Source organism: Thermodesulfobacteriota bacterium, from assembly GCA_034189135.1.
Taxonomy (GTDB): domain Bacteria; phylum Desulfobacterota; class Desulfobacteria; order Desulfobacterales; family JAUWMJ01; genus JAUWMJ01.
The window spans coordinates 1-13,490 of the sequence record JAXHVO010000113.1; the positions used below are offsets into that span (position 1 = coordinate 1).

General features: G+C 40.8%; 20 protein-coding genes and 1 riboswitch. Of the genes, 9 read left to right on the plus strand and 11 right to left on the minus strand.

Annotation, left to right across the window (positions count from 1 at the left end; all coding sequences use genetic code 11):
- The 7 genes from SWH54_16405 to SWH54_16435 form a co-directional block, all read right to left on the minus strand.
- The coding region (locus SWH54_16405) for a hypothetical protein (GenBank protein MDY6792847.1) at positions 1-1,069 on the minus strand (1,069 nt) is incomplete at its 3' end.
- A gap of 5 nt (positions 1,070-1,074) precedes the next feature.
- The gene (locus tag SWH54_16410; GenBank protein MDY6792848.1) at positions 1,075-1,983 is read right to left on the minus strand and encodes a hypothetical protein; all 909 of its coding nucleotides are present in this window, start codon (positions 1,981-1,983) and stop codon (positions 1,075-1,077) included.
- Between the two features lies 1 nt (position 1,984).
- Positions 1,985-2,275: an IclR family transcriptional regulator gene (locus SWH54_16415; protein MDY6792849.1), complete on the minus strand. Its 291-nt coding sequence runs from the start codon at positions 2,273-2,275 to the stop codon at positions 1,985-1,987.
- Positions 2,272-2,514, minus strand: coding sequence for a hypothetical protein (locus tag SWH54_16420; GenBank protein MDY6792850.1), 243 nt, complete (start codon positions 2,512-2,514; stop codon positions 2,272-2,274). Before SWH54_16420 ends, SWH54_16415 begins: the two co-directional genes overlap by 4 nt.
- Before the next feature lie 179 nt (positions 2,515-2,693).
- Entirely contained in the window at positions 2,694-2,831 is a 138-nt protein-coding gene (locus tag SWH54_16425) for a hypothetical protein (GenBank protein ID MDY6792851.1), read from the minus strand.
- 10 nt (positions 2,832-2,841) lie between these two features.
- The gene (locus SWH54_16430) at positions 2,842-3,267 is read right to left on the minus strand and encodes a hypothetical protein (GenBank protein MDY6792852.1); all 426 of its coding nucleotides are present in this window, start codon (positions 3,265-3,267) and stop codon (positions 2,842-2,844) included.
- Positions 3,268-3,369: 102 nt separating this feature from the next.
- Positions 3,370-3,630 carry a hypothetical protein gene (locus SWH54_16435; GenBank protein MDY6792853.1) on the minus strand — a complete coding sequence of 87 codons (261 nt, stop codon included), beginning with the start codon at positions 3,628-3,630 and terminating at the stop codon, positions 3,370-3,372.
- Between the two features lie 314 nt (positions 3,631-3,944).
- Between SWH54_16435 and SWH54_16440 the strand changes: the two genes are divergently transcribed.
- The 9 genes from SWH54_16440 to SWH54_16480 all read left to right on the plus strand — a co-directional run bounded on the left by SWH54_16440 (position 3,945) and on the right by SWH54_16480 (position 9,593).
- Positions 3,945-4,265 (plus strand): hypothetical protein, encoded by a 321-nt coding sequence (locus SWH54_16440; protein ID MDY6792854.1) that lies wholly within the window; start codon positions 3,945-3,947, stop codon positions 4,263-4,265.
- Between the two features lie 99 nt (positions 4,266-4,364).
- A riboswitch (cyclic di-GMP riboswitch) is annotated at positions 4,365-4,463 on the plus strand.
- 165 nt (positions 4,464-4,628) lie between these two features.
- Positions 4,629-4,922, plus strand: a complete 294-nt coding sequence (locus tag SWH54_16445; protein ID MDY6792855.1) for a hypothetical protein — start codon at positions 4,629-4,631, stop codon at positions 4,920-4,922.
- A gap of 50 nt (positions 4,923-4,972) precedes the next feature.
- Positions 4,973-5,305 carry a GIY-YIG nuclease family protein gene (locus tag SWH54_16450; GenBank protein ID MDY6792856.1) on the plus strand — a complete coding sequence of 111 codons (333 nt, stop codon included), beginning with the start codon at positions 4,973-4,975 and terminating at the stop codon, positions 5,303-5,305.
- Between the two features lie 24 nt (positions 5,306-5,329).
- Complete coding sequence (locus SWH54_16455) at positions 5,330-5,560, plus strand: hypothetical protein (protein ID MDY6792857.1); 231 nt, start codon at positions 5,330-5,332, stop codon at positions 5,558-5,560.
- A 56-nt stretch (positions 5,561-5,616) separates the two neighbouring features.
- On the plus strand, positions 5,617-6,498 hold the full coding sequence (locus tag SWH54_16460; protein ID MDY6792858.1) for a DUF6731 family protein: 882 nt from the start codon (positions 5,617-5,619) through the stop codon (positions 6,496-6,498).
- Positions 6,499-6,509: 11 nt separating this feature from the next.
- Complete coding sequence (locus SWH54_16465) at positions 6,510-6,950, plus strand: hypothetical protein (GenBank protein MDY6792859.1); 441 nt, start codon at positions 6,510-6,512, stop codon at positions 6,948-6,950.
- 118 nt (positions 6,951-7,068) lie between these two features.
- Positions 7,069-7,485, plus strand: coding sequence for a hypothetical protein (locus SWH54_16470; GenBank protein ID MDY6792860.1), 417 nt, complete (start codon positions 7,069-7,071; stop codon positions 7,483-7,485).
- 257 nt (positions 7,486-7,742) lie between these two features.
- Entirely contained in the window at positions 7,743-9,107 is a 1,365-nt protein-coding gene (locus tag SWH54_16475; protein MDY6792861.1) for a DUF4263 domain-containing protein, read from the plus strand.
- Between the two features lie 108 nt (positions 9,108-9,215).
- Positions 9,216-9,593: a hypothetical protein gene (locus SWH54_16480; protein ID MDY6792862.1), complete on the plus strand. Its 378-nt coding sequence runs from the start codon at positions 9,216-9,218 to the stop codon at positions 9,591-9,593.
- A 330-nt stretch (positions 9,594-9,923) separates the two neighbouring features.
- On the opposite strand, the gene SWH54_16485 is transcribed toward SWH54_16480, so the two are convergent.
- The 4 genes from SWH54_16485 to SWH54_16500 form a co-directional block, all read right to left on the minus strand.
- Entirely contained in the window at positions 9,924-10,478 is a 555-nt protein-coding gene (locus tag SWH54_16485) for a hypothetical protein (GenBank protein ID MDY6792863.1), read from the minus strand.
- A 217-nt stretch (positions 10,479-10,695) separates the two neighbouring features.
- Positions 10,696-11,499 (minus strand): glycosyltransferase family 2 protein, encoded by an 804-nt coding sequence (locus tag SWH54_16490; GenBank protein MDY6792864.1) that lies wholly within the window; start codon positions 11,497-11,499, stop codon positions 10,696-10,698.
- Positions 11,496-12,845 (minus strand): hypothetical protein, encoded by a 1,350-nt coding sequence (locus SWH54_16495; protein ID MDY6792865.1) that lies wholly within the window; start codon positions 12,843-12,845, stop codon positions 11,496-11,498. Before SWH54_16495 ends, SWH54_16490 begins: the two co-directional genes overlap by 4 nt.
- 75 nt (positions 12,846-12,920) lie before the next feature.
- On the minus strand, positions 12,921-13,490 hold a 570-nt coding region (locus tag SWH54_16500; GenBank protein ID MDY6792866.1), incomplete at its 5' end, for an IS3 family transposase.

Genomic DNA, 13,490 nt, shown 5'->3' on the forward strand with positions numbered 1-13,490 from the left:
CCGTACGATCCGTTTCCGGCTCGGCAAACAGATCGTGCAGAATGTCTTTATCCGGGAGTTCCCTCAGTTCTTCTTTCTTGATTTTGAGCCAGCATTCGGAGCGGGTCATGCCGTGGCGGGTGTGCTTTTTGGTACCGTTGAAATGAACACACCAGTCCAGCGCCCAGTCGTTAAGTTCCTCGACAGTAAGAGCAGGCTGAAACCGCAACCGGGACTCGAACTTGGATTCCACGATGTTCTGGGCGACTTCCGCCGATCCCTGGCGGCCCGGATTGTGCGGCAGCGATTTTGGGATCTCGATCTCCAGGCGTTCGAGGAATGCCAGGATCGCTTTGGAAATGTTTGCCGCGCCTGCGTCCATGAGCATAAAAAACGGCACCCCGCGGAAGGGGAATTTATCATGCTTGCCGTCGCTCCAGGCGGATAGTAAAAAATCGTACAGGTTTGCCTGGGTTTCTCCGCCGGTATAATAATATTTGACATAGATGGTGTGGCTGAAGTGATCCGCCAGCACATAGCGAATCAGCTTTTTTTTAACGATAGCGAAGTTTTCCCATTTATTTTTATAAAATTTGTCCTCGCGCATCATCCGCATGCCTTTTTGGCCTTTCAGGTAATACTGGATACAGACCGAGGCATCGAAGATATGCACATGATTGGGATGCAAGGAACGCATCTGGATGTGAGGCTCGGGTGTGTTCAGGGCGGCTGCGTTCATTTGCCGGTCTCGCAGCAGTTTGGTGAGCCAGGCAACGCTGCATGTTCCGGGTTCGATAATATGATTGTCCACCGCAATGGAAAGTGCCGTCTCCACGTCCATGATCGTGCCTTTCAACTCCCGGGAGGACGTATGAACCAGGCCGCTGATAAAGTGAAGCTGCTCATCGGTCAGCCTGCACGTACCGGTGTCTTTGCGCTTTTTCCTGCCTGAATCAAAGCCATTTAAGGCTGCGATCCGGTACAGGCTCTGAACCGACTTGCCTGTCATTTTCCGGTAATTTTCGATCACCTGATCTTTGTCTCCGTTTTTGGCTTCCTTGAGTTCCCGTGCCAGATCCTGCCTCCACATGATGTTTATTCCTCATTTTTATCGTCACGTTCATAAGGGGGTACCCAGTCATCGTCATCCTCAATGCCGAAATGAACGGTGGCCTCGTCATAATAAGCGATGATGGTGCGTTTGAAATGCCCCAGGGTTTCGATATAGGCGGCCTTCATCAGGGGGGTCATCTTTTCGGGCATATTGCGCACGTCCATCTTAAGCTCCACGCCCACCAGCATGGTTTTCAGATTTTCCATATCCCGGATGAAGTTTTCCTCACCCGGCTCGAACCCGCGGGCCTTGACCTGGCGCGTAAATTTGGAGAGTTCCTTTTCCTGCTTGTTGATGATTTTTTCCTTGGCTTCCAGGACACGGTCTTTGGCTTTGATGGTGGCGTTGTTATTTTCGATTTGACGGTCTTTTTCTTCCAGGAGGGATTCGATGGCGGCCTGGAGATCTTCGGAATAGTCTGAGGCAAGAGGAATTTTTTCACCGTTGATTTCAACTGCCTCATCATCGACAATTACATTACCGTCAGAAACTGATTTTCGCAGTTTACGAAGGTCTTTGTAGCCGAGTGAAAAGTGGCGACACGTCGCCACAAATTCTTCGCCCAAAATATTTAGATTCTGAATCTGTTCGTCAACCAGCCGTCTTGATTTTCCTAAACGATTACAAAAGGTTTCCCATGTTTCGACCCCCGGAATATCCTTATAAATCTTGGATTCTTTCACCTGTTTCAGCCAGACAAAAGTGGCGACGGTCGCCAGTTTTCCAAACAGATCCGATGTCTCGATTCGACCCATCATGCGGTAAGTTTTGGCTATTAATTTTTCCCTTTTTTCCTGATCGGTCAGAGCCAATTGCTCTTCCATTTGTTCAGTTTCCACGACTGAAAGTGCCGTTTTTGTTACCGGGTCATGATTCTTTTTCTTCGCCATACTAAACCTCCAGTTCTGATAGTTCGTCCTCGGATTTGTCTATTACCGCTTTAAGGTGTGCCTGTTTCCGTGCCCACAGCAATGCTGCCCCCTGGCCGAGTTTAAAATATTCCCCAACCCGCTCGACAAACAGGTCATTTTCATGAGTCGCCAGATGGCACAAGACCGTGTCATATTTGGCGTTGACTCCTTTTGCTACTTCCCTGCCTGAAACTGGGTGCTTTTGGTCCGCTAAAAATTTTAATACGGCATTGGAAAGAGCAACCGATTTAATTTTCCTATAACTCTTCATCCGCGGCATGTTCTCCTTTGACTGGGCATCTTGTCTGGGCGTAGCTTGGAAGCGTAGCCTGAAGCCGAAGGCGACGCCTGGTCCTTTTTACGTCCGGCTTTTTCAATATTTTCCAGAGCGACCATCATTTCCGCCCGGTAGATTTCCAGGCAAGGATCGCAGAAGCCATGCGTGACCGCATCTTTCGGCCCCGGTTTTTCACCAAGATATTTTCCGCATTTACAGCATACTCTTTTCATGAAATCCTCCACTTCTGCCTTTTGCCTCCTGCCTTTGTGCCTGTCTTTTAGAAATTCCGGCCATGCATCGCTTTCCGATGAAAAATGTCTATGGTTAAAATCGCCTGCAGTTTCGAGCGATGCTTGGTTGACTGGGTCGAGCCGGGCAACCCTTTGGAGGTGCAGGCGCAGAAGAAATTTTAAAACAGCCCGTAAGCCCTGGCCATCCACAGATAACCGAAAAAGGCACCGGCGATGAACCACATGAACCGCACGGAAACCCTGTCAAAAGCCTTCATTATCTTTTCCGGCCATGATGATTTTATGTATTCTGACATTTGATTCCCCCTATATATCCGGCTCCAGCATACGCATTTCTTGACGCCCCTTACGGACCTGTTGGTAAGCCTTTGCCCACTTGAGCAGCTTCTGATCTTCCTCTCCGATCACCTTGGCCCCGACCGGCCTGGCCAGCACCTCCAGCGGAGAAAAATCGCCGACGATGATGCAGAAAACCGGCAGTACCCGCATCGGCATCTGCCTGCCGGGTTCGGCAGGGTTCAGCCATTTTTCAAAGGTGTCAAGTGTCAGGCGGTTTCCATTGCCGGTGACCAGGCTGAGGCCGTAGCGTTCAGCCAGTTTATTCATTTTGTCCGCAATCGCACTGCGCGACATCCCGCTGTTTTTTGCCCCTCTGTTTAAAACCCCCTTCATTTCAACCACGGTGTTAAGTGTCGGTAATTTAAACAAAGACAGCTGAACCGCTTTTCTCATGATTCACTCCTTTTTGTCCGTGGCTTGCTTTCTGTGTGTCCGATTTTTTTAGAAAAACTGACATTGACTTGGCTGTGATTTTTGAGTATTGTATTTTAACGTTTATTTATTCGCTTTTGCCGGTATATAGGGTTGCACGGTTTTCGATGTGCTCCGCTTTGGCGGACTTAAATAATATTCCGGAAACACCGTGATGTGTTCTTTGTTAATAGCCTCGGCTATGCCGCGCATCACATAGTCCGATATCCTCTCGCGGCGTATAACCAGAGATACGGTCATGTCGGACCTGTTAAGCTTTTTAGCGATGGCACTCTGGGTGGTTTTATTTTTTTTAATGGCTTTTTTAATTTCGTCGGGTGTCATATTTACCTTCTGTTTCTATTTTTGTTTGGTGTCTGATTAACGTTTAGAATTAAATTATACGTAAATACGTTATTATGTCAAGAAAAAAAACGCATTCGGGTAAAATATTAAGTCGTTTGCTAAAAATTGTTGAATTAGAAACAAATGGCAAACCATCTACATTTGCGAAAAAGGCAGGAATACCGCCAAGTACGTTCCAATATTACATAAAAGGACGATTCCCCAGAGCTGATCATTTACAACGCATTTGCGTTACATATAATTTAGATATAAATTGGCTTTTGACGGGAATAGGCGAACCATACTTAAAGATTATGGAGAATAAAAAAGAAGATGAAATATTCCGGGGGGATGAAAACGACATTTTATATAATAGGGTAGGCCCGGATGAAGATCCGGAGATCGCCGATCTGGTATCCAGGACTGTGGAAGTCCTCAAATCCGATATGGACTGTTCGGCATCCCTGGCCGCCATTATCCGGTCGTTTCACCACACGATGAGAGCGGAAAGGGAAGTTTCAAAATTAAAATCAAGGATAACTGCCATTGAAGAACGTCAGAAAAAGTCGGAAGAAATCAGAAAGGAGGACCCCCCCGAAAAAAAAGAGGAGTTTTTAAAAAGACGGGCAATGTAAAATACGTGATATTCTAAGACAATCGTTTTTATAAAAATTTCCTTTAAGATTGACAAAATGCATCATCCCTGATAGAGTTTTTGAAAATTAAATATTAATTTCTCGAAAAGGCAAATCCGGGGAAACCCGGATACGCAAAGCCCTTGAGCCTGAAACACTGGTTATATAATCCGGTGTACAGGCAGTCAGGCTGCCGAAGGAAATAATTTAGAGGCTGTTTCGTTTCTTTTGGCGGAGCAGCTTTTTTTGTTTTTAGCCGCTGTTCAGCCTCAACCGCCATGTGTCCTGTAAAATAAAATGCCTATGCTGAAATTCTTACACAGTAAATTAATATTTAATCTTAGTCATTTTTTAGGAAATTTTATGGCTAAAACCTTTTCAAATGTCATCGATTCAGAAACCAGGCTGGTCGTTTCCATCATTGACAACGGACCGGATTATGATGACGGGTACTCTATTTCAATTACAACCCCAAGATATCCGGATGGAAAAGATGGGGTGCTGATCAAAGATAATGATCAACAGTTAATTGATCTAAAAGTATTTATTGACGATTTCATTAAGTCAAACAGAGATCAGAACTATAAGCTTCTTTTCGCAAGATATCTTGAAGATTTAGCTAAAATTATACGTAAAAATGTAATCAGATTGGTCTGAATATGCCGGGTAATAAAATGCCTTAATAGTACCAAAAAGGAGGTGTTTAAATGAAAAGAATGGCAACTCTCACATTAATAGGTGTTTCAGGTAAAAAATATACATTCGATGTTTATCCGTATGGCACAATATTTGACGCCATTGGCGCCGTTTATTATATATCCAGACGAACAGAAAAAGCTGATGGCACCGGCTCCCATGATCAAATATACATAGGCGAAACCGGAGATTTGTCTGAAAGGTTTGATAATCACCACAAAGAAACTTGCTTTAAAATGTACAGTGCGAATTGCATTAATATCTATGAAGAGTCTGATGAAAGAAAAAGACTCAACATAGAAAAAGATCTCATAGATGCATACAATCCCCCTTGTAATGGGTAAACATAACAAAGGAAACCTATTAATATGAAGCATCTATTTGAATTTGACCTTTATAAAGCTAAGGATGATCGCAAATATGCCTTTTTTTATAATCCGGATGGAAAGGTTGCTTGGGCAATAGGGCTTCCACCTCCACCGATTCCAATAGTTGGCGTTGGCAGAGCAGGCCCGGAATTGCAAGCTGATTCTCAAGAAGATGCACGCCAAAAATTAATCAAAGCTATCGAATCCGGAAATTATTTAAACAAACCATAGAATTCTGAAAAGCCTATGGAAATAACGCAAAATAAAAAGGGAGAAAGGATTTTATAATGGTTAAAAACATTAAAGTTGACTTTTATAGAGTTAAAATGCCGGACAATTCAAATAGCTCCTTTCAAAACATTATCGACCATGTGTCAGGCTTGCCGGATGATGAATCACGTAACGTTGAAATGCGGGGATATCCGGTTCGCCTTAAAACAACTACGCTATCAAGAAATATTAGAGAAGGCGACATAATGCGCATTCGGATGGATGAACTGCCGCTTAAAGCGAAGATATCTGGGGAAGTCGAAACACTCGATTTTGATGATGATGAGGGTCTTGGAGAAGAAACTGCTTTTTATTACAACTCAAATTTGAGAACACTTCTGCTTCAGCGTAATAAAACAGGGGTATCAGCTTCAGCATTTTCAAAATACTTTGAGGAAAAGGGAGGGTTGGAAGGATCAATCGTATTAGAACCGATACTTCAAGCTGATGTTATAAGGCGTCTTGCTGGTATGCAGATTATACGTAAAATGGATATAAAATTTGCAGGGGTAGATAATTTTAAAGTTTTCCGTGAGTTAGACTATGGTATAGGATCTGTAGCAGATTTGAGTCAATCTTTTGATTCCCCTTCCATAACCTTGTCTATCGGTATGGGAAGAAAAAAAGGTTCTCTTAATCTTGAAAATGTGTTAGCTTCTGTGAGAAGTTTGATCCGTTTTCCGAATTCCAATACAGACCGAATAGATAAGATAGAAGTAAAAGCCAAGGAAGATTTTGAGGGTAATATAGAAATTCTTAACATCCTAGAATACCGAATTGTTGAATCTCTTTCCGTTCCTTTAAATGATGACCGGAGGGTTTTTTATTCAGATCGACAGGTTGCTTTACAACAGGCGTGGAAAAACCGGCAGGAAGAGCTAACCAGAATATTCAGGTAATTGGAGTAGATATGAATATTCATATTGAGCGTTGTTATCCAATTGTTGGAGGGGTTTTAATATCTGGCACATATCTTCTGTTTTTTCGAAATCACTCTTTCCCTGAATCTTTAAGCGATCTTTTTTCAGTCTCAGTGACTATAAGTGCAATCTCAATTGGATTTATAGCCACCTCGAAATCTATTCTCCTCACTATGGAAAACAGGCGTATTATTCAGCAAATTAAAGATCTTGGTTTATATAAAACTTTAATAAATTATATAATGTCCGCAATTCATTTTTGTTTTATTTTTGCCGTATTAAGCGCCCTATACCTTCTTATTGATTTCAAACAACACTTTTGGTGGTATAATTACTCTTTTGCTGCTTGGTTGTTTGTTGGGATCTCATCACTATTATCCTGTTATCGTGTGATCCATATATTTGCAAAAATTTTAAGAACAGAATCTTAGCGGTTTTTTATTTTAAAATATCTTTGCTGGAAAGCCTCTGGGAATCACGTGATAAATGAAATACCTTATCTGAAATTCTTCCACAGCAAATCAATATCCAATGTGAGGTTTATATTAAATGTCAAATGAAACCCTTGAATTTTTAAAATGGTTCATAGGTTTACCGGGTGCTATTGTTGCGACAGTGACACTTCCATTTGTTATTCGGAAGTACCATTTAGAATGCAAAAAAATACTTTATGAAATTCGTAAATTGCAGGTTGAGGTTGGAGAGGCAAAACCAACTACCAGAAAAAGCCCTGGACCATTCTTTATATGGTTTGCACACTATTGGGTAATCCCTTGTTATGGTTCAATGGGAATTTTGGTAATCGTTGGAGCCTTGACAAAGTCAATGATTTTAATCTTAAGTGCATTTATGATTTCATTAGTACTATTTGTCTCAGGTTCAGCTGTCAGTGAGCGCTATTCGGATATTTTGTCATCAGAAAAAAGCAGAAGCAATATAAAAAATAGTGACAAAAAAGGAACCTGACTTGGCATTTCAAAAGGCAGTTAGTGGTTCGGGACCTAAATAGGGTATAGGTTATGCTGATTGTAAGGATTATTTATACTGCTTTCATGGTTTGGCTGTTCAGTTTATCTTTTGTCTTTCTAGGTAGCCTCTGGGAATTACATAAAGATTAAAATTCTTTAACTGAAATTCTCGCAAAGTTCGATTTTCATGACTTCTTGAGAAAACTAATCAATAAATAGATTAGGGCACAAATCCTAATCTTCGGAATTTGAGCTATGTCTAAGATACGTGAATTGATTCAAGCCTTGAATTGGCCTGAGTTGAGGTTTACACCTCAAACAGTGCGAATTCCAGATTTCAATATAACCATGCTGAGAACAGCACGAGGAAGGACAACCCTTGTATTCGTATATCGGAGAGAAAACGACGAAGGCGAGGTTACTATAGGGCATCGATACTTGAAGCTCAAGCGTATTAGGGCCGATGTAGGTGTGGAAATCAGCGAATATGTGACAAGGAATCTGAAGTTAAAGAGTTACTCCCAGATTGAGGAGATATTCAAGATTAACTCCAATGACGTCGAGACAATTGATATTAGCCCAGACCACGATGAATATTTCAGACGGCGTAGAACCCTTTTTATCAATCCACGATTCTTACAGGGAGTACAAAAGACTGTCAGCGGTATCTATCAAAAGGCGGACGGCTACTCTAAGACAGTTTTTAGACATTTTTTTAATGAGTATCTTAGGTCCACTTTTCGACGAACAATCAAACGAAGAACCTTAGTGAGTAAGGGTGAGTTTTCTTTCCTGGTGAAACGATATAACCTTGATACGAAAAATTCAGAAGAAGATTTCAGAAAATACCTAAACGAGTCCGACATACATAGTCTTCAGGTACTATGCAGAAAATTGATTGAGAACGAAATCTTTGAATCCGGTTTCATTCACGGGTTGAATGACTACTTCATTAAGGAACGACTTGAAGAAATAATCAAGCTGGGCAGAGAAATTCTTGGCCTGAAATCGCCAAGAATGGATACACTACGAGCATCAGAAGTGGTATCCAAAGTTGTTCCCGGCGAAGATGTGAGGCAGATGGAAACGATTTGGCAGCGCTATTTTGAGAGGTACCTGCTATATTTGATATTTTCCTACCAGGGTATCTATCCTAAGGTCGAACTCGAGATAGATCTCGACAAGAGATTCCCAGACTTCATCGGCATCAATCACTATGGGGGGTTGGACATCATCGAGATTAAGACCCATTTGAAGAATGCTCTGATTAAAGATCGTTCGCATCAGAACTACGCGTTTTCTTCAGAGATGAGTAAGGCAATCATTCAGACAATCAACTATATGGATGCCTTGACCCAACAAAAATTTCACGATCTCGAGAGTGGTGCTGAAATTGTGGACAGCCTCATAGAAGGTAACATCTATCGTCCACGTGGAATCATTATCATTTCCTCTTACGGCAGCTTGGTCAAGGGTGTTGGCCAGGATACTGATGAATTTGAGAATATCAAGCGTGATTTCACCAAACTGCGGAATAGTTTGAACAACATCCAGATTCTGACTTTTGATGAAATAATAAACATGGCAGACAAATACGCAAACAGGATTATCAGGTCATAGCAAAAGAAAGGCCAGCAATCTCTTTCAGCGGAGGGCGCACTCCCCCCGTTTTAGGGGTTCGGGACCTAAATAGGGTGTAAGTTGGGGTGAATATGAAAGGAGATAATTATGAATATCTATGAGGAAAAGTTGCTTGATATAATTAATGAAAAATTTCAAGATGAATTAAATCAAAACACTGTCATCATTGAGGTGAATACACCTGAATACGCACAGCAACAAGGCCATAGATATAGCGGGTGGGAAGTCGCTATAAGAAAGACAAGAAAAGGATTAAGGGATGTAAGGATCGTGATAAGTGGGTTAGATCCTGACATTATGAGAGAGGCCGACGACTTTCAAGATATCCTTAGTTCAATTGTAGCTCAAGCAAGACAAATCCTCCTTAATCCTCCATTTAAACAGTATATTACGCAAGGATTGATACAAGTTACAAGTAATAACGTAGAATTCATCCCAAAAGATAATCTCAGAAAAAATGTCTGATAGTAATAGATCCAAACCAATCCACCGGATCAGCGTTCCGTAGGCCAGTGATTTTTTTGTTACGTCCTTTGCCTATCCCACCATTTAATTTCCCGGATTGATAATTTGATCCAGCTCCTGGGTCAGTTTGTTGATCTGAAATTCCGCTCAGAGAGGTGATCGCTGAGTAAAAATTACCTATCTCAAATCATTTAATTAGCAATTCTTACAGATATCCATTCTGTATCTCGTTACTGGGATTTGTTGTTATACATAGCAGATATGTAATTATTTGGGCTTCACCATATAGAAGCGTCTGGCAATTCCGAAAGAATTGCCAGACTGAGAAGGTTACGGAATCTCTTGGTATTCTAAAGTCATTGTGTAACGCCCCTGCTGTTTCTCTATCACAATAACGTCAGAATCAACGGAATCTATTTCTGCATCATCCAACATTTCAGATCTACTCAGTGTGTCTGTGTTGTCTGATTCATCAAGACCTGCATTTAACACTTTCTCTGTTTCTTCCCCAAGCATAAGAGAAGCCCTATTAAGTACGGGTCCCGAAGATAATAACCAGATTGTGAAATACAAATCATCACCATCGTCACCATCAGAAAACAAACTACCATCTTCGCCTTCGTCAACGGTTATCGTGTAGGTACCTATGTATCCTGAACCATCCCAAGCAACATAATCAAAATTATATATCCCCGCTTGTGTTAGATAATACTCCCCACGATAGAAAACAGAGGGTATACCCGGATTATCATCCCAATAAGAAATGGGCGCATAAACCCAGTCAATTGCTACATAGGAATTTCCATCGTCACCGTCATCGCCACACCCTGTTAATCCCATCATAGAGATCAATAATAATACAAACACAAAAATTAACTTCTTCATTTTTATCCCCTTTTTTCTGTAATAATAGAAAAGGGCAAGACATCTCTAATAGACTACTTGCCTTGTTAGATAAAACCTCGCATTTAATAAAATAGGAATTTGCTTTCTTGGAGCGGATAAGGCAAAAGTTCAGATTGTATACGGTAACGAAAATTCACAACATGTGGTATCCTCCTGTGGCCACATGCCCTGCCTTTGGCTTTTCACTTGAGCTTCTTCAGTTCGGTATAGAATATCGCTTTACCTTTGAATTTCTTGTAAGAATATTTTTTATAACTGTATTTATATAAGATCTGGATGAGAAAAACTTTATGATGCTAAGAATATGCCATAATAAATATCGAATATTGCGATGACTATCATACCTCGCTTTATGAATCGCTGACACAAAAGGGTAATGTATTATTTTATATCCATAAAGCGTAAGGCGGGCACACAAATCAACATCTTCATAATAAAGAAAATATTTTTCATCAAACCCGCCGATTTGCTGGAAAACGTTGCAGGGAAACAGCATGAACATACCGCCCACCCAATCCGGTGAAAAAACATCCAATCCAATGGAATAGTCATATTTTTTCTTTAGATGTAACAGCTTTTTAAAAAGGATAAAAGGGGTGGGAAATTTGCGTGCGTTTTCGGCAATTTTTCCATTTTCGTCCTTAATCAGAGGGGCAGTCAATCCAACCGTCTTATCTTCAAAACAACCGATAAGCGCAGGAAACGGATTGGCATTTAAACGAATATCCGGATTCAGCACACAAAAAAACTTCCCTTTTGCATGTTCAAACGCCTGGTTATGATTTGTGCCAAACCCTTTCTTTTCTTTGTTTTGAATAAAACACACTGGAAAGCTGAAATCGCTTTCGGTAAATGGTAAATTTTCCTTGGTGTTTATGGTTAAAATAACTTCGATTTGTTTTACGCAGTATTTTTCCAGGTCAGACAGCAATTCTGCTATGAGCAATCCCTGGTTATGGCTCACAATCGATATTGAAATGATCGGTACTGTATCTTTCAATTCTGATAACCTTTATCTTTTCCCAGACTGAGCAGCCGGCTTAGCAACACCCCCCACAGAAAAAAAGTCAAAATACCTGGATAAGGCTGGCGTAAAGTCACTTTAAAATTATTATCCACCAGTACCAGGAAAAAAACAATCATGCATAATCCCAACAGTCTTTCAGAACGAATGATTTTATCTCTGAATTTGAATGCCAGGTACAACGAATACCCAATGAGAAACAACAAGGGTAACAGAGCCAAAAAACCGAAGTTGTATACAAAATCAAGATAATAATTATGCGCACTGGTTGTAACGGAACGATCAAAAGGTTTTTTGTGTCCCAAGAAAAATGACTCTCTATTCTCTGTGATTGACGTGCTGTATAATTTCCAATCTTTAAAACGTCGATTTAGATTTTTGGGTATAATTTCGTCGGTTTTTTTGAAAAGTTCGCTCTTTTCTAAGCTCGTTATTACAATATAATTTTTCCAGAATTTAATAAATCCGTACTTTTCAGAAAATTCATGTGTGTTCCGACTCAAGAAAAAATATCCACTCGTAGCAATAAAGAAACAAATAAATACAGCAACTATTTTTTTATCATGATATCTAAATAAACGATAAGCAGTAAATGTTGTTACACCGGTGACAGCCATAAAAAGCGACAACATCGAATAACTGGCAACTGCATATATCCCGATCAAGAGAGCCAGTAAAATTAAAAGCTTACGCTTTTCCGAATATTCCCATAGGGCATACAACGAAATAACAAATCCGCTGATCATCATAACAGAAACATACTGGTAATGCTGGTATATACCAAAAAAGATCATTGAATGCGTTAATGATATATGCCCTGAAAACCACGTTAAAAGTAACTGCAAAGGAACAATAATGATTAATGTCCACAAAATGGCTTTCTCTATTACTTGTTTTTCAGGTGCTCCATTTTCAAACAGCCGGCCCAGTATTAATGCACTGACAGGTAACATATACTGAATAAACAAAAGCAGTTTGTAGCGTTCTCCAAGTATCTTACCGTCAGCCTCTATAAATGATGTCAATAACATAAATAAAAACATTAAAAAAATGACACTCAGCGATAGGCGAGCTCTTTTTATTTTTCTAATAAATAGCAAACCGATATAGCAGCCAATAATTGAAATTGGTAATGGTAACTGCAAAATTAAACCGCCGGAGTCTGCTAAGGGATAATTATAGTTGTAAATCTTTCCTGATAACTGGAAAAATAAAGGAAAAATTAATGAAAAAGCAATTGCAAATTGGATAGAAACATATTTAACACTATCCATTTTAAAGGGCTTTTTTTCTACTATGTCTTGAGGAGTTGTTGCAGTCAATGGCGATGGACCCCATTGTATGGACAGCCTGAGCAGAGAGTTAAGCTTTTAATCAGCAGGTTGAAAGAGGAGGCATCAGGCAGCCTCCGCAAATGGATGAGGAAGGTTGTAATAAACCTCATCCGGTGTCAGATTGTCAAGGGCCTGGTGAGAACGTTCCTGGTTGTAAAACCTAAACCATTCCTTGAGTCCGTTTCGTAATTGCACGGCATTATCGAAAGCGTGCAGGTAAAGATAGTGATACTTAACCGTCCACCACAGGCGTTCAATGAAAATATTGTCCTGGACACGGCCTCTGCCGTCCATGCTGATTTTGATATTATGATGTTTCAAAACATCGGTAAAAGCACTGCTGGTAAACTGGGCTCCTTGATCCGTATTGAAGATTTCAGGTGCACCGAATCGATGAATAGCTTCTTCCAAAGCATCAACACAAAAATCAGCATCCAGGGTATTGGAGACACGCCAGGATAAGACTTTACGGCTGTTCCAGTCCATGACAGCCACAAGATACATAAAACCATGGCTCATGGGAACATAGGTGATATCTGCCGCCCACACTTGATTTGGGCGGTTAATATTTAAGTTTCTAAGGAGATAGGGATATACCTTGTGAGCCGGATGTGGGCGACTGGTCCTGGGTTT

What these genes read in the sequence shown, in the direction of transcription:
- SWH54_16455 (MDY6792857.1), top strand. Translation starts at nt 5,330, where the DNA reads ATGAAGCATCTATTTGAATTTGACCTTTATAAAGCTAAGGATGATCGC.
- SWH54_16480 (MDY6792862.1), top strand. Translation starts at nt 9,216, where the DNA reads ATGAATATCTATGAGGAAAAGTTGCTTGATATAATTAATGAAAAATTT.
- SWH54_16425 (MDY6792851.1), bottom strand. Translation starts at nt 2,831, where the DNA reads ATGTCAGAATACATAAAATCATCATGGCCGGAAAAGATAATGAAGGCT.
- SWH54_16475 (MDY6792861.1), top strand. Translation starts at nt 7,743, where the DNA reads ATGTCTAAGATACGTGAATTGATTCAAGCCTTGAATTGGCCTGAGTTG.
- SWH54_16415 (MDY6792849.1), bottom strand. Translation starts at nt 2,275, where the DNA reads ATGAAGAGTTATAGGAAAATTAAATCGGTTGCTCTTTCCAATGCCGTA.
- SWH54_16460 (MDY6792858.1), top strand. Translation starts at nt 5,617, where the DNA reads ATGGTTAAAAACATTAAAGTTGACTTTTATAGAGTTAAAATGCCGGAC.
- SWH54_16410 (MDY6792848.1), bottom strand. Translation starts at nt 1,983, where the DNA reads ATGGCGAAGAAAAAGAATCATGACCCGGTAACAAAAACGGCACTTTCA.
- SWH54_16420 (MDY6792850.1), bottom strand. Translation starts at nt 2,514, where the DNA reads ATGAAAAGAGTATGCTGTAAATGCGGAAAATATCTTGGTGAAAAACCG.
- SWH54_16485 (MDY6792863.1), bottom strand. Translation starts at nt 10,478, where the DNA reads ATGAAGAAGTTAATTTTTGTGTTTGTATTATTATTGATCTCTATGATG.
- SWH54_16470 (MDY6792860.1), top strand. Translation starts at nt 7,069, where the DNA reads ATGTCAAATGAAACCCTTGAATTTTTAAAATGGTTCATAGGTTTACCG.
- SWH54_16430 (MDY6792852.1), bottom strand. Translation starts at nt 3,267, where the DNA reads ATGAGAAAAGCGGTTCAGCTGTCTTTGTTTAAATTACCGACACTTAAC.
- SWH54_16465 (MDY6792859.1), top strand. Translation starts at nt 6,510, where the DNA reads ATGAATATTCATATTGAGCGTTGTTATCCAATTGTTGGAGGGGTTTTA.
- SWH54_16450 (MDY6792856.1), top strand. Translation starts at nt 4,973, where the DNA reads ATGAAAAGAATGGCAACTCTCACATTAATAGGTGTTTCAGGTAAAAAA.
- SWH54_16435 (MDY6792853.1), bottom strand. Translation starts at nt 3,630, where the DNA reads ATGACACCCGACGAAATTAAAAAAGCCATTAAAAAAAATAAAACCACC.
- SWH54_16445 (MDY6792855.1), top strand. Translation starts at nt 4,629, where the DNA reads ATGGCTAAAACCTTTTCAAATGTCATCGATTCAGAAACCAGGCTGGTC.
- SWH54_16440 (MDY6792854.1), top strand. Translation starts at nt 3,945, where the DNA reads ATGGAGAATAAAAAAGAAGATGAAATATTCCGGGGGGATGAAAACGAC.